14 protein-coding genes are annotated in these 17,465 nt (G+C 67.3%); 4 read left to right on the plus strand and 10 right to left on the minus strand.

Features of this window, described 5'->3' with window-relative positions:
* Positions 1–33: 33 nt before the first annotated feature.
* Both AC5DRG_RS18475 and AC5DRG_RS18480 read right to left on the minus strand, forming a co-directional pair.
* Complete coding sequence (locus tag AC5DRG_RS18475; RefSeq protein WP_491813078.1) at positions 34–1,221, minus strand: glycosyltransferase; 1,188 nt, start codon at positions 1,219–1,221, stop codon at positions 34–36.
* A 143-nt stretch (positions 1,222–1,364) separates the two neighbouring features.
* A complete protein-coding gene (locus AC5DRG_RS18480) occupies positions 1,365–1,781 on the minus strand; it encodes an ATP-binding protein (protein ID WP_491811638.1) in 417 nt (138 codons plus the stop codon).
* Between the two features lie 165 nt (positions 1,782–1,946).
* Between AC5DRG_RS18480 and AC5DRG_RS18485 the strand changes: the two genes are divergently transcribed.
* Positions 1,947–2,867 carry a helix-turn-helix domain-containing protein gene (locus AC5DRG_RS18485; RefSeq protein WP_491811639.1) on the plus strand — a complete coding sequence of 307 codons (921 nt, stop codon included), beginning with the start codon at positions 1,947–1,949 and terminating at the stop codon, positions 2,865–2,867.
* A 4-nt stretch (positions 2,868–2,871) separates the two neighbouring features.
* Entirely contained in the window at positions 2,872–3,093 is a 222-nt protein-coding gene (locus tag AC5DRG_RS18490; RefSeq protein WP_491811640.1) for a DUF397 domain-containing protein, read from the plus strand.
* Between the two features lie 154 nt (positions 3,094–3,247).
* On the opposite strand, the gene AC5DRG_RS18495 is transcribed toward AC5DRG_RS18490, so the two are convergent.
* A complete protein-coding gene (locus AC5DRG_RS18495) occupies positions 3,248–5,572 on the minus strand; it encodes a hypothetical protein (RefSeq protein WP_491811641.1) in 2,325 nt (774 codons plus the stop codon).
* Positions 5,573–5,931: 359 nt separating this feature from the next.
* Here AC5DRG_RS18495 and AC5DRG_RS18500 point away from each other — a divergent pair, with 359 nt between their 5' ends.
* Positions 5,932–6,636, plus strand: coding sequence for a hypothetical protein (locus AC5DRG_RS18500; RefSeq protein ID WP_491811642.1), 705 nt, complete (start codon positions 5,932–5,934; stop codon positions 6,634–6,636).
* A 23-nt stretch (positions 6,637–6,659) separates the two neighbouring features.
* On the opposite strand, the gene AC5DRG_RS18505 is transcribed toward AC5DRG_RS18500, so the two are convergent.
* The 4 genes from AC5DRG_RS18505 to AC5DRG_RS18520 all read right to left on the minus strand — a co-directional run bounded on the left by AC5DRG_RS18505 (position 6,660) and on the right by AC5DRG_RS18520 (position 11,756).
* Positions 6,660–7,778 (minus strand): TauD/TfdA family dioxygenase, encoded by a 1,119-nt coding sequence (locus tag AC5DRG_RS18505; RefSeq protein WP_491811643.1) that lies wholly within the window; start codon positions 7,776–7,778, stop codon positions 6,660–6,662.
* 223 nt (positions 7,779–8,001) lie between these two features.
* The gene (locus AC5DRG_RS18510) at positions 8,002–9,159 is read right to left on the minus strand and encodes a serine hydrolase domain-containing protein (RefSeq protein WP_491811644.1); all 1,158 of its coding nucleotides are present in this window, start codon (positions 9,157–9,159) and stop codon (positions 8,002–8,004) included.
* A gap of 156 nt (positions 9,160–9,315) precedes the next feature.
* Positions 9,316–11,073 carry a TIGR03767 family metallophosphoesterase gene (locus tag AC5DRG_RS18515; protein ID WP_491811645.1) on the minus strand — a complete coding sequence of 586 codons (1,758 nt, stop codon included), beginning with the start codon at positions 11,071–11,073 and terminating at the stop codon, positions 9,316–9,318.
* A 245-nt stretch (positions 11,074–11,318) separates the two neighbouring features.
* Positions 11,319–11,756 (minus strand): NUDIX hydrolase, encoded by a 438-nt coding sequence (locus AC5DRG_RS18520; protein WP_491811646.1) that lies wholly within the window; start codon positions 11,754–11,756, stop codon positions 11,319–11,321.
* Positions 11,757–12,035: 279 nt separating this feature from the next.
* Between AC5DRG_RS18520 and AC5DRG_RS18525 the strand changes: the two genes are divergently transcribed.
* Positions 12,036–15,344 carry a S8 family serine peptidase gene (locus AC5DRG_RS18525; protein ID WP_491811647.1) on the plus strand — a complete coding sequence of 1,103 codons (3,309 nt, stop codon included), beginning with the start codon at positions 12,036–12,038 and terminating at the stop codon, positions 15,342–15,344.
* A 78-nt stretch (positions 15,345–15,422) separates the two neighbouring features.
* On the opposite strand, the gene AC5DRG_RS18530 is transcribed toward AC5DRG_RS18525, so the two are convergent.
* Genes AC5DRG_RS18530 through AC5DRG_RS18540 form a run of 3 tightly spaced genes read right to left on the minus strand, consistent with a single transcriptional unit; the run spans position 15,423 to position 17,201 of the window.
* Entirely contained in the window at positions 15,423–15,890 is a 468-nt protein-coding gene (locus tag AC5DRG_RS18530; RefSeq protein WP_491811648.1) for a hypothetical protein, read from the minus strand.
* Positions 15,881–16,666: a hypothetical protein gene (locus tag AC5DRG_RS18535; protein ID WP_491811650.1), complete on the minus strand. Its 786-nt coding sequence runs from the start codon at positions 16,664–16,666 to the stop codon at positions 15,881–15,883. The genes AC5DRG_RS18530 and AC5DRG_RS18535 overlap by 10 nt, the downstream gene beginning before the upstream one ends.
* 1 nt (position 16,667) lies before the next feature.
* Positions 16,668–17,201, minus strand: coding sequence for a sigma-70 family RNA polymerase sigma factor (locus AC5DRG_RS18540; RefSeq protein ID WP_491811651.1), 534 nt, complete (start codon positions 17,199–17,201; stop codon positions 16,668–16,670).
* Positions 17,202–17,465 lie beyond the last annotated feature (264 nt).

The following is a 17,465-nucleotide window of genomic DNA, read 5'->3' on the forward strand; positions in this document are numbered from 1 at the left end:
TCCTCGTATGACCTTGTGACCTTTACGGGCGTCTCAGTGAGGGTCGGGCAAAGGCGGCAGCGTCGCCTCTGCGTGGAGGCCGTCGATGAGGGCCGCGTACGAGGCGATCATGCGGGTGCGGCTGAAACGTTCGCGGCTCGCGACCAGGGCCGGGGTGAAGGCGGCACGGTTGTTGACGGCATCGGTCCAGGCCAGGGCGATGGCGTCGGGGTCGGGCGGGGTGACGATGCCGTGGCCGGAAACGATCGAGGCGCTGTCGCCGACGTCGGTACTGACCGGAACGGCGCCGCACATCATGCCCTCGATGAGGCACAGGGGAGCCGCCTCGCCCCAGGAAGAGGTCAGCGCGACCACGTCGGAGGCCGCGTAGATGGTCTCCATGTCGCGGCGGACGCCGAGGAGGTGGAGCCCCGGGGCTTCTCCTTCGAATTTCTCGAAGGCGAGGGCGATGTCCGCGCGCAGGGCGTTGTTGGCGGCCGACATGCCGGCGCCGCACATGAGGACGTGACCGTCGGGCGTCCGCCGCAGCCAGGCGGCGGCGGAGCGAAGGAAGAGGGGGACGTTCTTCATGGTGTCGTAGCGGGCGGCGAAGACGACGACGGGCGCCGTATCCGGAATCCCGAGGGACGCGCGTAGAGATACCCGCCGGGCGGAGTCGGGCCGGAAGCGGAACAGGTCGACACCGTTGGGGATGACGTGCAGCAGTTCGGCCGGGATACCGGCGGCCTCGTAGGCGTCCCGCGTCGACTCGGCGCAACAGACGCAGGCGACGACGGTTCCGTCGGCGATGGCCGCCTTCAGCTCGTCGAGGGCGGGGCCCTGGTTCTCGGGGTCCGAGCGATGGAGGCAGACCAGCACGGGGCGGCGGGGCAGTCCCGCCTGGTTGAGGAGAGCCAGCGGCTGCTCCTTGAGGGACAGGATGACGTCGGCACCGGCCATCGCACGGGCCGTGTCGGCGAGCTCGGGCCCGCTGAAGCCTGCGGGCGCGGTCACGGCGGGCCCGAAGCTGCGCCCCAGCGAGGTGACGTCGACCCCGGCGGAGGTGAGCGCCCGATAGGAGGCATTCTCTTCCATCACCTGCCGGGTGGCCTCGCGCAGCACCTCCCCGTGAATACTCAGAACGTGATGTCGCTGCTGGCCGCCTTCCTGCAGCCCCAGCACGACATCGGTATGCACGATCCGCGCCCCACCTGCGAAGAAACCCTCGTAGACAGACAGCACACGCAGTCCGCGTCTAGCACGCATACGACCACCCGCCTTGCACCGAATTCCAGCCAGTCCCGTCAAGTGCGGGTTTGCCGTTATCAGGCGGCTCGAACCTTTCAAGCGGATGAATTCGGCGTTTCATATACCGACATCTTTGGTTACGGACTGGTCAGCGCGCCGGGACCGACAAAGCGGGCGCGGACTGTCTTACCGACGTCCTGCCGGAGGAACCAGTCGAGCTCGGCAACGAGCTGAGCGACGACGAGGAGACCCCGGCGGCCCTCACTGTCGGGTTCGTCCTTGATCTCCGGGAATACGAGCACCGGGTCCGACACCTCGACTGTCAGCCCTCCGCACTCCAACACGGCCAGCTTCAGGAGGAGTTCGTGTCCGATGGTCTTGCCGTGCACCACGGCGTTGGTGACGAGCTCCGAGGCGACGAGTACGGCGTCGTCGATGTCACCGGGCCAGTTCCACATGGTGAGTCGGCGGCGGGTGTGGAGACGGGCGAGGCGTGGGCTGCGAGGGGTCATGGGGTAGGTCATGGACCAGGTGGGGGTGAGGAGGGTGGGCATGGTGGGGGTCCCTTCTTGACCGGGTTCCCAACCAGCGTGTTCGGCCTGCCCATGCTGCCGCAATCGAACATGCTTTGAATATTCAGCGGTGGAGAAAATGGACTATGCCGGAACCTGCACAAGCACCTGCGCGGGTGCAGCAGACGGTGCCAGACTCGGCGCAGCATGACCACGGACACGTACTACGGCAAGAGGGCGGTGCAGATGGCGGCAAAGCGCGGGCGGACGGCGCAGCGGCTCGAACTTGGGCTTCAACTGCGTCAGTTGCGCGAAAACTGCAATGGGGGCGACCACGGAACCGGGCTCACCCGTAAGCAGGCGGTACAAGGGCTGCGGATCTCCGAGGCGTCCTTGCAGCGAATCGAGACCGGGTCCCTCAACTTCCGTAACGTGGGCGACCTGAGGAAGCTGCTCGCCAAGTACGGCGTGACCGACGAAGAGGTTATCGACTCACTGATCAACCTCAACCGTGAATCGAATCAACAGGATTGGCTGACCCAGTACCGAGGGCTCCTGCCCGCCGGAATGCCGGGCTTCGTCGGTCTTGAACCGGAAGCCCACGCCATGAAGGCCTACCACCCCACCCTGGTGTACGGCCTGCTCCAGACCGAGCGCTACGCACTTGCCGTGCACGAGGTGCAGAAGCCGATCGAGGAGTACACGACGGAGTTCATCCGAAGTAGCGTTGAGCTCCGGATGAAGCGCCAAGAGGTCCTCACCCGGGAGAACCCCGTGAAGCTGCACGTCATCCTGGGCGAAGCCGCCTTGCGATATCCGCTCGGCGGCGCCGATGTGATGCGTGAACAGTTCGCCCGCATCGAGAAGTTGTCGGGGTGGGACCACATCACTGTCCAGGTGTTGCCATTCCGGCCCAGCTATCGCTCCATCCACGACTTCGCGATCCTCGACTTCGGCAACGAGCTCCCGCCGCGCGTCCAGGCGGACAGTGCTTGGGGCTCCGTCTCCACCTCGGACAAGCCCCGTGAGGTCGACCGGTTCAGCCGCCGCTTCGACGCCATGACAGCATCGGCACTGCCTCCCGAGGACACCGCCGGCTTCCTGCACCGACTAGAACGAGAGCTGTAGGCCCATGCACCCGCGCTTCCTTGCCCCCGAACTCGCCTCTGAGCAGGCCTGGTTCAAGTCCTCCTACAGTGACGCGGGTCAGAACTGCGTCGAGGTAGCCCTCCTCACCCCCAGCATCGCCATCCGCGACTCCAAGAACCCCACCGGCCCCGCCCTCCTCCTCCCCGCGTCCGCTTGGACACCGTTCGTCACCCACGTCTCCCGGGATCAGCCGAAAGCGTCGTAGAGGTGTGGGAGCGTGTCTCCTGCGAGGGGTTTTCGCGTGACCGTTGGGGCGGCCAGGAAAGCGGGGGTCCCAGGTCCGCCGACGACACCCGTCGGTTGCACTGCGGGCCCGGGTGGACGAGCGCGGTCGCGCCTCGCCTGCACGCCGGGCGGCTCTAGTCTGCGTTAAGTGGCAGCCGAGTGCCCGTGCCTACCCCCAAGATGTTCCTCATTGCCTGTTCGGCCTGGCGGAAGGAACTCGCCGGCGGCGGGGTACGGAGCAGATAGCTGTTATCCGGCTGGATCGCGATGTACTGAGGTAGCTCCACGGTTCGAGGCGCGTCAGGCTCGTCACCGAAGGAGACCGCGAAGTGGAGGAGGCTGAGCGCGCGGGAAGGACGCTCGTTCACCAGTAGCCCTGTGCGCCCCTCACGGGGAACAGACAGAAGTTCGCATACTCGCTCGTCGGGTTGGTCCATAGCTGAATCGACAAGACGGCCCGACCGGCGAGCCCATTCGGAAATGAGCCGTGCAAGGTCCCGCGCCCGGTTCGCGTAGCGCTGGTACCCGATGCTTTCGAATCCCGTTCTTGCCTGATGGGCAAAGTCGACAGCACGCTGATAGTCCTCCACGAACCACGACGCATGCGAGTTGGCAAGCGTGACCAGGCTGCTCGCGAAGACACCTTGCCCCTCTCCCCAGTTAGTGGCTCGCACCGATGCAACGCCGCGGAGGCTGTCGCATACGGCAATCGCATAGGTTCCATGCGTGAGTTCTATTCTGTGGGCGGGTACAGCCGTGTCGTAGGAAGCGACTGCGGCGTCGATGAGATCTCGAGCACGGTCGTATCGTCCTCCGCGCCGCAACGTGTTGGCCGCCACATATCGAGCAGTCCCTTGCGCGTAAGCGTCAGCGCTGTTCACGGCACCAATCGGGTCGTTGAGTCGGTCGGCGAGGGCATTGAGATCGGAGCAGGCGGCGCCAAGGTCGCCGCGCAACCTGCTGAATTCCATGCGCTCGACCCGGTAGAGAAGCCCGAGTTCGGTGTGGTCGGCCAGGGAGCAGAGTTCGTTGTCGAACCATCGCGCGTCGGGACGGCTCAGGCGTAGTGCTGCGTCAAGAGCCACCAGGTAGTGGGCCCAGAGGTGGGCACGAGAGCCCCGGGGGAACGCATGCAGCGCACGTTCCAGAAGCGGCAGAGCGGAGTCGAGGTTGTGCGATTCGATCCAGGCGCGCCCGTGATCGGCAAGAACTGCTGCGGCAACCGACTCATCCTGACTCTCGCATGCCTCGGACAGCCATCGTGAGGGCAGTGCGGCCATGGGGCTGACGGGCCGGTGGGACGAGACTGGCTCACTCTGGCCCGGCATCTGCCATGCGATGAGACGGTTGGGGTAGACAGACATCGGGAGCAGCAAGTCAGCACCGCTGGGATTACCGGTGGTGAACCTGGCACCGGCGGCGTCGAACAGTGCCTGCAGGCCTCGACTGACGCTGTCCTCAAGCTCCACATGGGCATCGCCTGCCCTGGCCGCGTCGCGCAGGGCGAGGGTGATCTCAGCGCTGTATCGGCGAGTTACAGCTCCGGAGGTCATCTCACTTGGGTGCACCGAGAGAGGAGTAGAAGCTGCAATCAACAAGCCAGCTGCATCGACGGATCGCATGTGTAGAGTTCGCCGCCCTGTGCGGGCGTGTGCGACTGCCGGCCGGAAGCCAGATCGGCGCAGCGTGCGCTGGAAACTCCGCGCTGACAGTGGCAAGGTCAGGGTGACCTCATCTGGCCACGCGGTGGGGTCGGCTGGCTCGGTCAAGGTCAGCCAGATCGGGTGTTCGCGCTGCGCGAAGAGGGTTCGGACCAAGCGAGGCACGTCGATGGTCGTATCCTGCAGCCAATCGCCCATGACAGGCGTTCGCAGCAGAACAGCCAGAAACTCGGCCTGGTCGGTCTCGATAGCTCGCTGTGCCCATCTCAGCGCCGTGTCGAGTTGGTTCCAGACATCCCCGCTCGAGGTCAGCACGCGATCGCTTCGCGTCGCGCTCGGCCTGGGATCAACAGCAAAGGCCCAGTCGCCCACGGCTCGGCGACCGGTTGCGCGAAGTGCCACGTCGAGCTCGCCGCATATTCCCGAACCGATTCCGATCAGCGCCGCGCGTCGGCCATGGAACGGGGAGGCTGTGTCCTCGATCGTGTGAATCAGAGCAGCTGCGCCGGGAGTGGGAGCGATGCGTCTGGCCAGTTCACGCTGAGCCTCCAGCGCAACTGACCGAGAGGGAGCCGGGGCCGCAGCGGCGAGCAACACGACAAGGCTGGCGCCTTGTCGCACGCGACGTCGCGCCTCACGAAGGCTACGCATACGCTTGGCCTGCTCGACCGCATGGTGAGCCCATTCCTGGCCAAAAACCGCTGTCGCACTCGTGTATACATTCCGGATACCGAGCATCAGCGCGGCGAGAGCGAAGAGAATCAAGGCGGTGAGAATCGCATCCGCCCCGCTCAGCATAGCGATTTGACGACTCCTCACCGATCCGAGTCTCAGCGGCACCGGTAGGTATAGCCTGACGCCTCGGAACCTCCTTGGAAGAGTAGGGCACGAACTCCGTGTTGAGGAGCAGGGCAATCAATACTCAAGGCAGTTGGCTGGTGCAGCCGCAGCGTTGCTTCGAACAGGGGAGATCGCTGCGTGGCATGGCGCTACCACGCGAGTCACATCCCCTGGCTGCCGACCCTCCGATGGCCGTGTTGGTGGAATGCCTGGCTGCGGCGGTCTGCCACGCGACGAACTGGGACCGGCTGCGAGGCCACTTGATGAACGCGGCAAAGGGCGGAGCGAAGCGGTTCACTCCGAGCAGACTTGCTGCCTTGACCAGGAACGAGTTCGTCAACGAATTCGGAGAGGCGTTCGCGGACACCGTGCGTGATCTGCCCCGTCGCCATGGCATGTTCACCTCTGTGGCTGCTGCCTTTGCCGAGGATGGTGGGGTCCTTGACGGCCTCCGCCTCCGTTCCGGCCCACACCGACTCGGCGGCCCGCTGGGGATCTACTCAGCCCTGGATCGACTGGGGCCCTTCCACTCTGACCCGCGTCGTAAGAAGTCGCGTGTCTTCGTACAGCAGTTGCTCAGGTTCGGCATCATCGCCCCTACCGACCCAGACGAGTTGCTCCCGGCGATTGAGTACCACCTCATCCGGCTCTACTTGCGCACGGGACGTGTCACACACGAGGATGAGCGTTGGCTCGGGGCGCATGCAGGTCGCGCTAGTGACCTCGACAGCGTCACAACCCTACGTGTGGCGGTTGAGGATGCCATGCGCTGCACCGCGAAGGCTGCCGGGCTGACACTCGGAGACATCAACGAGATCGAGTGGCAGATCGGCCGCTCCTACTGCGATCGCGAGACGCCCCGCTGCTCCGGACCGGCACGCCCTGACAAGCCGGTCGCCCACGTGATTGAGCAAGCCCGCACAGGCGAATGCCCATTCGCCGCCGTCTGCCAAGCCCCGCACGATCCTGGCCTGGCGCAGCTGACCGAACCTCAGCTCGCCAGTCATCACGCGTTTTATTGACACCAATCCGGCCATGCGTCAGGTCAGTCGACCCGCGCATTATCCCGGAGCGTCGGGTCGTAGTGCCACTCCCCCTCGACGGCTGTGCCGCTGAAGCGGCCCGGGAACAGTTCAGCCCAGGTCTCGTGCACGGCGACGCCCGGTACATGCCGGTATGCAGCGTCTCCCACGGACGCAACGAACCACTTACGGGCAAGTACTCGTCCAGAATCGGTCGTATCGATGAACGACGTACGGCCGTGTACCACCTGCCGGTTGTCGACGAGAACCGTGTCGCCAGGCCGCATGAAGTGCACGAATCGAGATCCTGGCCCAAAGGGGCCGCAAGCACGCTCCAGTACGGCACGAGAGCGTGCCAGAGCTGGATGGTCTCGCCATTCGATCCGATACTCACCGCTCGCCATCCGGAAGAACACCTGTGGTGCGCCTGCTCGGCCGATGAAGAAGACAGGCGAAGTTACCCGAATCGCGCCCTTCCCCCGCGGGCGGAGTGCCGTAATGGCATCTGGCAGGAACAGCGCCTCGAAGGCTTCGGGGTCACTGCGGGCTAGTGCTGGGGCAAGGGCGACAAGGTTCTGGAAGTATGTGTAGCCACCCGCCATCGGGGGGCGATCAAGAGTCATGATCACATGCTGGATGAGGCCGGCGTACCCGAGCCCGTCGTTGTGCGCCGCGAATCGGTCGCTCGTCTCGGCTTGCTCCCGATACCGGTCCAACCCTTCCGGGATAGGAAGGTCGTACAGCTTCAGAGTTCCGTCAGACTCGCCGAACCGGGATCGTGCTTCCGAGTGCCGCTCCATTGGGTGGTCCACCGGATGGCCGATCACCCCAAGCGACGTGAGTCGCGCGGCGAACCGCAGCAACGGGTGGTGCTCGCCCTCAACCGGCAGCGTGAACTGGCGAGGAACCACGTGGACGACCCCGCATCCCTGTTGGAGCGCGCTCGCCACGGCCGTGAGTTCGCTTTCGGTGGGCGCGTGCAAGTCACCGATGATCACCGGTTGCACGGGTTGCGGGGCTGCAGCGAGCACCTCACTGACCGACTTCGGAGCATCCGGGAAGCGTGAAAGGGCCGCCTCCAAGAATACTTTGTGCTGTGCAGTGAACGCGGACTCTAATCGGCTGATCCCACGCTTCGTCATATCGCCATGATGACCCAGTACATGGAAACCGTCACCGGGTTGGCGCCTCCTATCGGCTCACTGCCTTCGCAGGAGGGCAACAACGCGAATCTGCACCCCCGTACACCATCGCCCATCGGATACGCGCGTGTTCAACCACGTCAGTGGCCTCGGATGGAGATTTGTCGGCGAGGCCTGAAAGGCTACGGATCCATCACGCGCCCACTGCATCACCCCTGCGGGATCACTCACCCCCTCCGCAAAACTCCCCCTCCACCACAGCCTCCGCATCCCCACCCCAGTCCCCGTTGAAGTTGAACGCCAGGGAGTGCCGCCCATCCCCCGCAGTCACCGCCACCGATGACGAACCGTGGATGCCGCCGTCATGCCCCCAGACGTGGACGCCGCAGCTCAGTGTGCGTTCGATGAGGCCGAGGCCGTAGCCGGCGTTGGGGTGGCCCTCGGCTGTCACCATCGTCTTCATTTCCTTCAGCTGCTTCGGCGGGAGGAGTTTGCCGCCCAGCAAGGCCCCGTAGAAGCGGTTCAGGTCCGACGAGTCCGAGATCATCTCGCCTGCCGCCGATGCCAGGGACGGGTTCAGTTCCGTCACGTCGTACGTCGGGCCCGTCGTCGTCTCCGCCAGCTTGCCGTAGCCGCGGCTGCTGGGCCCAGGCACCGTGACGCTCGTGCCGGGGACCGACGTCGCGTGCAAGCCGAGGGGTTCAAGGATGCGGTCGGCGATCTCGTCGCCGTACCAGTCCCCCGTGACCCTCTCGATCACCATGCCCGCGAGGACGTAATTCGTGTTGGAGTAGCTCCAGTTCGTGCCCGGCGCGAAGTTGGGCTTGTGGGACATGGCGATCGCTACCAGGTCCTCGGGGCTCTTCGTGTCGTAACGGTGCTCGAGGAAGCCGGCCTTGAGGAAGTACGTCCGTACGAACGTCTCGTCTTCCGTGTAGTTGAAGATGCCGCTCGTGTGGTTGAGGAGCTGGCGGAGTGTGATGTCCCGGCCGTCGTGGCCGTTACCCCTCACCACTCCCGGCAGCCATTCCTCCACCTTGTCGTCCAGCGACAGGCGTCCTTCCGCCTCCAACTGCAACATCACCGTGGACACGAAGGTCTTCGTGATGCTGCCCACGCGGTAGCGGTCGTGCGTCGAACGTGCCTGGCCCGTCTCCAAGTTGCCCACGCCCGTCGTCGCCGACCACCTGTCCCGGCCGTCCCTCACCGTCGCCGTCACACCAGGCACGCCGTCCTTGACCGCCGCCTCCATGGCCCGACGGGTCGCCTCGTGGCCCTCCCCCTGACCGTGACCAGCCGACGCCGCCATCGCCGGGCCCGCCAGCACCGTCGCCGACAGCACTACCGCCGTCGCCCCCACCAGGATCGTACGTACGTGCATGTCTTCCCCCATCCGTCGGCCGAGCCACTCTGCTCGGTCGAGGGATGGGACACAGCGACTATCCACGAAGGTTGAGTTCTGTACGCCGGTTGAGCGGGATTCGGCCCTTTCTCAACCCCTCTTCTCTCAACCCCTCTTCTCTCAACCCCTCTTCTCTCAACCCTTCTTCAGCACCAGCTCCACATTCCGGTCCTTCGCCTCGCCCGACAGGTCCGTCCGCGCACCCGGCGCGTTGTATGACAGCTCCCGATACAGAGCCGCCAGCCCCGTCTGCGACAGGTCCGTGAAGTCCGTGGCGTGCGGAGCCGCCGATTCCACGCACGTCGTGAAGATCGACAGCGTGCCGTCCTTGTTGTCCACCAGCTCGATGACGCGGGCGAGTTGGGGGTAGTCGACGTGGGATGCCGTGCTGATCTCCCAGAAGGAGCGGCCGTCGGGAGCCGAGTGGGCGGTGATGGCGTTGCGGTGGATGTGGCCGTTGACCCAGGCGAGGACGTTGGGGTGGCTGCCGAGGAGGGCGATCACCTCGGCGCCGTTGTGGCGGCGTTCCGCCGGGTGGGCGGGGTCTCGGCGGGTGTTGTCCATGGACTCGCTGGTGTGGTGGCTGAAGATGACCGCGTACGAGTCCTTGTTCTGGCGGAGGGTCCTGTCCAGCCACTTCAGCTGGGCCGTGCCGATCGAGCCCTCGTAGTGGCCGCCCGCGTCCGTCGTGTCGAGGCTGATGCCGATGACGTCGTCGGCGATGCGGAAGGTGTAGTACTGGGTGCCCTCGTCCACGTTCGCCGAGGAGTAGCCGTGGCCTACCGGGCCCTGGCCCAGGTAGGCCGGGTCCAGGTGTGCCTTCACGTACTCGACGGCGGTGAAGGGGGCCCGGTTCTCGTCCGGGGTGACCGAGCGCAGGTCGCGGGCGTGGGCCTTCATCAGGTCGCGGTACTCGATGCCGACCGGGTCCTTGGAGCTCTTGATGGCGTCCTGGAGCTTCTTGGCGTCGGCGGCGGACATGTTCATCAGCTTCTTGCCGCCGACGGCGAACTCGGTGAGGAAGGACTCGCCGTGACCGTAGGTGCCGAGCGGCATGGCGTCGTGGTTGCCGACCGTCGAGTACCAGGGGAGGTTCAGGCCGGGGCTCCGGACTTCGCGGATCGCCGCCGCCAGGAAGCCCTCGATGTGCGGGAAGCCGCGCTGCTTGTCGGCGTCGTGGGTCGTCGAGTCCGGCTGCCAGAACGCCTTGAGGCCGCTGTTCTGGACGCCCTCGTAGTGGCGCGGGTCGCCCGAGTTGGGGGCGATTCGGCCGCCGCTCATGACCTTCAGGAACCAGTCCAGCTCGGTCTTCGCGTTGTTGTCCGTGTTGTCGCCGGTCGTCATTGCGAAGTGGAGCGGGGAGCCGGTGACGGGGGCTCCGCGTAGTGCGTTGACGCGCTCGACGAGCGAGATCGCGCCCTGGACCGAGAGCGCCTCGTGCGGGCGCCATGCGTGTATGTCCGTAGAGCGCAGGAATTCGAGGCGCAGCGGGTGCTGGCTGTCCATCAGGTGCAGGTCGGTGAGCTGCACGAACGCCGCGAGCGCGGTACGGCGGGACGCCCGGCCGGCCTTGGGTGCGGCCAACTCGCTGCGCACGACGCGCTTCCAGCCGGGGCCGTTGCCGAGGCGACGGTAGCCGGAGGAGGTGCGGGCGGCGGCGACGGTGGAGAGGGTGGTGCCCCTTGTGTAGGGGGCGAGGGCCACCGGGTCCGCCTTGCGGGCGGCGGCGACCGGCGCCTCGGCGGCGGTCGCGTTGGTGGTGGCGGCCTGGCTGTCGGTGGGCCGCAGGGCGTAACCGACGCCTGCGGAGAGGGACACCGCCCCGGTGGCGGCGAGAAGGGTACGGCGGTTGACCCCCAGCGCGGAGCTGGCGACAGAGCGTATGCGCGACATGGCGCGGTCTCCCCGAGTGCGAACGCGTCGACAGTGGGCGCGGGCGATCGCTTGCGCGAACATCCCGCTCTCACTGGATCGTTGGCAGCCGGGGTGACCTGCGCGTAAACGAGGCGGCAACGCGCAGCGCCGATCACCGTACGTCGATCTTGGACTACCCTGCGCGCCCCCGAGCGCTGGGCGAACGGCCGGGAGGGGGTCACTCCGCGTTCATCTTTCTGGGTACTGAAGCTATTCCACCCCCCTCACGAACCGCCCCCGACCCGCCCCGCCGGCGGCCGTTCGCGCCACAGCCGCAGACCGATATCGACCATCGGCACCTGCGCCAGCCCGGGTACGTCCGCCAGGTCCCGCCACGCCGCCAGGTCCGTTGAGCCGCCGATCTCGTTGCGCAACTCGCCGCCGGTGACCCGGCCTTCGTAGAAGAGCCGTAGACCTTGGTGGTCGGACTTGCGGCCGAAGCGGTGCAGGAAGGTGCGGTGGAAGGAGTGCACTCCCAGGAGGCCCGTCACCTCGATCCGGTAGCCGGTCTCCTCCTCCACCTCTCTGCGGACGGTGTCGTAGGGATCCTCGCCGTGTTCCATGCCGCCGCCGGGCAGGACCCACTCGGGGGTGCCGTCGGGGGCGGGTGAGCGGGCGAGCAGGATCTGGTCGTCGCGGACGCATATGGCGTAGGCCGCCACCCTCAAAGTCCTTCGCACGAAAGGAAGTTAGCCCAGGACAGCAACCGCTTACGCCCCACGGCTCACCTTCTGGACGATTTGCACCTTTCGCAACTCATCTCCCCAAAGGAGATAGAGGGGTTTCCCCATTCGGCCATATCGATTCGGTCAACTCTCCCTAAACATCCTTCCCATGCGTAAAGCTGTGCGACCGTCCGGGGTTGCATTCCGGACCACAGCGACCAGGACCGATCAGCCCCGGCCGCCACCCGTTCGTTCCTTTACCTACAAGGGATGCCGATGACCCTCACCCCCCAGCGCGAACCGATATCGGGCGCGAGACGTGTGGCACGGATAGCCGTGGCCGCCGGCCTGGTGGCCGCGCTCTCCGCGGCGGGGCCCATACCCATGGCCTTCTCCGTGGACGACCCGTCCGCCGTGGCCGACGCCGCCGTCAAGTCGGCGGACGACAAGCTCGGTTCGGACGACGCCGACCTGCTCGCCGACGCCAAGGCGGCCGGCGACAAGAACGTCACGATGATGATCGCCACCGCCCCCGGGAAGACCGAGCAGGTCGCCGAGGAGCTGGACGCGGTCAAGGGCGGCTCGGTCGGCCAGACGTACGACAAGCTCGGTTACGTCCGTGCCACCGTCCCCACCGCCAAGGCGGACTCGGCCATCGCCGCCGCCGTCAAGCTCTCCTCCGTGCACGGCATCGACCTGCGGCAGGAGATCGCCCTCGACGATCCGACGCCGACCGCGGACACCGCGAAGAAGGCGGCCAACGTCTCGACGGCCGCCACCTACTCCGGGCCCAGCGCGAGCACGCCCGCCGAGAACCCGTACAACCCGTCCTTCGAGACGGGTGCCGTCGACTTCGTGGAGGACCACCCGAAGGCGGACGGCCGCGGTATCACGATCGGCATCCTCGACTCCGGTGTGGACCTCGCGCACCCCGCGCTGCAGAAGACCACCACCGGTGAGCGGAAGATCGTCGACTGGGTGACGGCGACCGACCCGATCCTGGACAGCGACGCCACCTGGCGTCCGATGGTCACCTCGGTGGCCGGCCCCAGCTTCACCTACGGCGGCCGGACCTGGACGGCGCCCGCCGGGTCGTACCAGGTCAGCCTGTTCCGCGAGTCCGCCACCACCGGCGGCGACGCCGCGGGTGACGCGAACCGGGACGGCGACACCACCGACACGTGGGGTGTGCTGTACGACGCGGCCACCGGCACGGTCACCCTCGACCTCAACAACAACTACGACTTCAGCGACGACACGTCGATGAAGCCGTACAAGGACGGGTTCCAGGTCGGCTACTTCGGTACCGACAACCCGGCGACCGACGTCGTGGAGCGCCAGCCGTTCGTCGTGGAGATCCGCAAGGACGTCCCGATGGACCCCTACGGCGGCGACTGGGTCGGGCAGAAGCGCGACTTCGTCAACATCGGCGTCATCGAGTCCGAGCACGGCACGCACGTCGCCGGCATCACCGCCGCCAACGGCCTGTTCGGCGGCAAGATGAACGGTGCCGCGCCCGGCGCGAAGATCGTGTCGTCCCGTGCCTGCACCTGGTCCGGCGGCTGCACCAACATCGCGCTCACCGAGGGCATGATCGACCTCGTCACCAAGCGCGGTGTCGACATCGTCAACATGTCGATCGGTGGCCTGCCGGCCCTCAACGACGGCAACAACGCGCGCGCCGAGCTGTACACGCGCCTCATCGACGACTACGGCGTCCAGCTCGTGATCTCCGCGGGCAACTCCGGCCCGGGTGCCAACACCATCGGCGACCCCGGTCTGGCCGACAAGGTCATCTCGGTCGGCGCCGGTATCTCCAAGGCGACCTGGGCGGCCAACTACGGCTCGGCCGTGTCGAAGTCGTACGCGCTGCTGCCCTTCTCCTCCCGGGGCCCGCGTGAGGACGGCGGCTTCACGCCGACGCTCGTCGCGCCCGGCGCCGCGATCAACACCACCCAGACCTGGCTGCCCGGCGGCCCGGTCGCCGAGGCGGGCTACACGCTGCCGGCCGGCTACTCGATGCTCCAGGGCACCTCGATGGCGTCCCCGCAGGCCGCGGGCGCCAGCGCGCTGCTGCTGAGCGCCGCCAAGCAGAAGGGCATCGCCCTCACTCCGGCGACCCTGCGCACCGCGCTGACCTCGACCGCCGACCACATCACGGCGGTGCAGGCGTACGAGGAGGGGGCGGGCCGCATCAACATCGTGGACGCCTGGGACTCGATCCTCGACCACGCCACCGCCCACACGTACACGGTGAAGGCCCCGGTCGACACCGCGATCGACCAGTTCCTGGAGACCCCGGGCTACGGCACGGGTCTCTACGACCGTGAGGGCGGCCTCAAGGCCGGCCAGAAGAAGACGTACGAGGTCACCATCACCCGTACGTCCGGCGCCGACAAGGCGATCAAGCACGAGCTGTACTTCCGGAACAACGCCGGCGACACCTTCAAGATCCTCGGTTCCGACGTGATCGGCCTGCCGCTGAACACCCCGGTCACCGTCAAGGTGCAGGCCGCGCCGAAGGACAAGGGCATCAAGAGCGCGAGCCTGGAGGTCGACGACCCGAGGACCGAGGGCGTCGACCAGCAGATCCTGACGACGGTCGTGGTCTCGGCCCCGGTGAACTACACGTTCTCCGCGTCGGGTTCGATCCAGCGCAACAGCTCGAAGTCCTACTTCGTGACCGTCCCCGAGGGCGCCAAGTCCCTTGAGGTCGCGATCGGCGGGCTCGCGGACAAGAGCCAGACCCGGTTCATCGCCATCCACCCGTACGGCGTTCCGGTCGACAACACCGGCACCCCGTACTGCTACAACAACTACCTCGCCGGCAACGGCTGCAAGCCCGACGTGCGTGCGTACGCGGACCCGCAGGCCGGTGTCTGGGAGATCGAGGTCGAGTCGCGTCGTACGTCGCCGCTGCTCGACAACCCGTACAAGGTGAACGTCACCGTGCTCGGCGCGGCCTTCGACCCGGAGACCGTGACCGTGCCCGAGGCCAAGGTCGGCGTGCCGGCCGAGGCGTCCTGGACGGTGACGAACAACTTCGCGGCGATCGACGGCAAGCTCGTCGGCGGCGCGCTCGGCTCCTCCAAGTCGGCCCGGCCGACGATCGCGGACGCGGCCACCCAGACCACCACGGTCGAGGTGCCCGAGGGCGCCACGTCGCTCGACGTCTCCATCGGCAACGTCTCCGACACGGCCGCCGACCTCGACCTGACGGTGTACGACGCCGACGGCGCGGTCGTCGGCCAGTCCGCCGACGGCGACTCGGAGGAGGCCGTCTCGGTCGCCTCGCCGGCCGCCGGTACGTACACCATCGAGGTCGTGGGCTACTCGGTGCCGTCCGGCTCCACCGCGTACGACTACCTGGACGTGTTCTACTCCACCACCCTCGGCACCGTCACCGTCGATGAGTCGACGCCGGTGAACCTGGGCACGGGCGAGTCCACGACGGTCTCCGGCAGCGTCACCGCCGCCGCGGCCGCCCCCGAGGGACGCGAGTTCTTCGGCCAGGTCCAGCTGGTGAACGCCCGCGGCACGGTCGCGGGCTTCGGCAACGTGAAGATCGAAACGGTCACGCCGTAGTTCTTACGGCAGTCGTAGTTCCTACGGCTATGGGGGCGGGCGTCCGTACGGGCGCCCGCCCTTCGCCGTGTACGGGGGTCAGCCGGGGCCGTCGCAGGTGGCGCCCCGGGATCCCGGCAGCGCGGCCTGGATCCACTGGCGCCCCCTTTCCAGCTCCCCGGCGTCACTTTCGCGGTAGGTCTCCGGCCCTTCGTCGGGGAGGCTCGACACCACGACGAGCATGCGTTCCCCAGCCTTGAAGTAGTCCGGGTGCGGCGACCAACCGGTGTCGAAGGTCAGGCGCCCCTGCCCGTCCGCCGGCTTGTAGTAGCGGTCGGCGTCGAGCACCACCCGGTATTCGTCCCCGCCCAGCGGTTCGACCCGCTCGATCGTGCCCTCGGCGACGGCACGGGCGCAGGCGATCAGCCCCTCGGGGGTGAGCAGGGGCTCGGAGCCGCCGCCGACGGTGCCGTTGTGCGCCACGAGATACATCGTGCCCGTGCCCAGCAGCGCGGCGACGGCCGTGGCCGCCGCGACCCTTGCCGCGATTCTTCCGGTCAGTCGCACGTCATCGACCTCGACTGGGGCAGCGCCCGGACGATCCACTTCCGTTCGGTGGCGATGTCCTTCTCCCCGATGGCCCACACGTCCGGGGTGGCGGAGCGGCGCGGGAGGCCGATCAGGGCCTTGTCCCCCTCGTCGAAGCGGGCGAGCTCCTCCGGCATCACGAAGACGACCTCGTCCTTGCCCGTCTCCGGCTTGTAGAAGTGGGTGATGTGCAGGGTGACGCGGTCCTGGGCGGTGCCGGGGACCTGTTCGACGTCGGTGACCGTGCCTTCGGCGACGAGGCGGGCGCAGGCGAGGTAGTTCGCCCGCCCGTCCTGCATGGCAGCTTCCGGGCTGCCGCCGGACACCGTCCCCTTGTCCGCGCTACTCCCGGAGTCGCTGTCGCTGCTGCTCATGGCCCCGCTGCCCCCGGTGGCCATGAGCCACCCCAGTCCGGAGACCACGGCACCGGCGGCGGCGAGACCGCAGACGGTGGCGAACCCACGGCGCAGGGCACGGGACCGCCGTACCCGGACGACGACCGGTTCCGGCGCGGGTTCCGGCTCGGGCTCCTCGACCGAGGGGTCGGCGAGCGCGTCCCCGATGATCGCCAACTGCTCCCGCAGCAGCGCCACATCGGCCATCGCGGACCGGTGTTCGGCGATGAGGGCGCCGTCCGCGCGGGCGTCCTCGGGCAGCGGCTCGTCGAGGATGGCGGCCATCAGCGCGTCCATGCCGTCGTACGCGTTGCTTTCCCGGTTCTCGTTGCTTTCCTGGTTCTCGTTGTCGGCGGACACGTCACACCACCTCGTCCTCGTGCAGGCGGGCGCGCAGAGCCCGTACCGCCGTGTGCAGGCGGCTCTTCACCGTGCCCTCCGGGATGCCGAGCTCCTCGGCGATGCCCCGGACGGGCAGGTCGGCGAAGAAGCGCAGGACGACGACCTGACGCTGGGCGTCGGGCAGCTCGTCCAGGCCCTGGGCGACGGCCACGGAGAGCACGCTGGACTCCTCGCCGGAGGGGTGCGCCGTGGGCTGACGCAGGGAGGCGAGCCGCTCCCCCAGGCGATCCTGGCGGCGTTTGGCCCGATGCCAGTCCATGGCCAGGTTCGAGGCGACGACCGCCGCCCACGCGGACACGTCACGCGGCGCCTCACGCCCGCTCGCCGCCCGCTCCAGCAACCGCAGCCGTACCTGCTGTACCCCGTCCAGCAGGTCCGCCTGCGGCACCCCACCCAGTGCGAGCACCGCTCTCACCCGGCGTTCCTGGGCCGCGTCCAGCGGGTCGTCGATGACGTCGTCCCCCTGGCCGCGGCGCGCCTTTCTGCGCAGCAAAGCCACCCCTCCCGTCCCCGCGTTTCCCCTATGACGCCGCTCCGGACCAAAACGTTCGGCCGAGTTTCTCCGGGTCCTGCAGAGGCGTACGTCACACTGTTCCGGCAAGCAGCACAGCTTGCGGTCGGGGGCGATCGTAGGGCGAATTTATCCAGCTCAGAAGGGGTGTGGCGGGAGTTCCGCGAGCGTTGGGCATGCCGGGGTGTCCCACGGTTCGGGCATAGGGCGCAAAGAATTGGACAGGCGGACCCGGGTCGGCCGCAT

Source organism: Streptomyces sp. JLBG701 (assembly GCF_058544905.1).

What these genes read in the sequence shown, in the direction of transcription:
- AC5DRG_RS18480 (WP_491811638.1), bottom strand. Translation starts at nt 1,781, where the DNA reads ATGCCCACCCTCCTCACCCCCACCTGGTCCATGACCTACCCCATGACC.
- AC5DRG_RS18485 (WP_491811639.1), top strand. Translation starts at nt 1,947, where the DNA reads ATGACCACGGACACGTACTACGGCAAGAGGGCGGTGCAGATGGCGGCA.
- AC5DRG_RS18490 (WP_491811640.1), top strand. Translation starts at nt 2,872, where the DNA reads ATGCACCCGCGCTTCCTTGCCCCCGAACTCGCCTCTGAGCAGGCCTGG.
- AC5DRG_RS18495 (WP_491811641.1), bottom strand. Translation starts at nt 5,572, where the DNA reads ATGCTGAGCGGGGCGGATGCGATTCTCACCGCCTTGATTCTCTTCGCT.
- AC5DRG_RS18505 (WP_491811643.1), bottom strand. Translation starts at nt 7,778, where the DNA reads ATGACGAAGCGTGGGATCAGCCGATTAGAGTCCGCGTTCACTGCACAG.
- AC5DRG_RS18510 (WP_491811644.1), bottom strand. Translation starts at nt 9,159, where the DNA reads ATGCACGTACGTACGATCCTGGTGGGGGCGACGGCGGTAGTGCTGTCG.
- AC5DRG_RS18515 (WP_491811645.1), bottom strand. Translation starts at nt 11,073, where the DNA reads ATGTCGCGCATACGCTCTGTCGCCAGCTCCGCGCTGGGGGTCAACCGC.
- AC5DRG_RS18525 (WP_491811647.1), top strand. Translation starts at nt 12,036, where the DNA reads ATGACCCTCACCCCCCAGCGCGAACCGATATCGGGCGCGAGACGTGTG.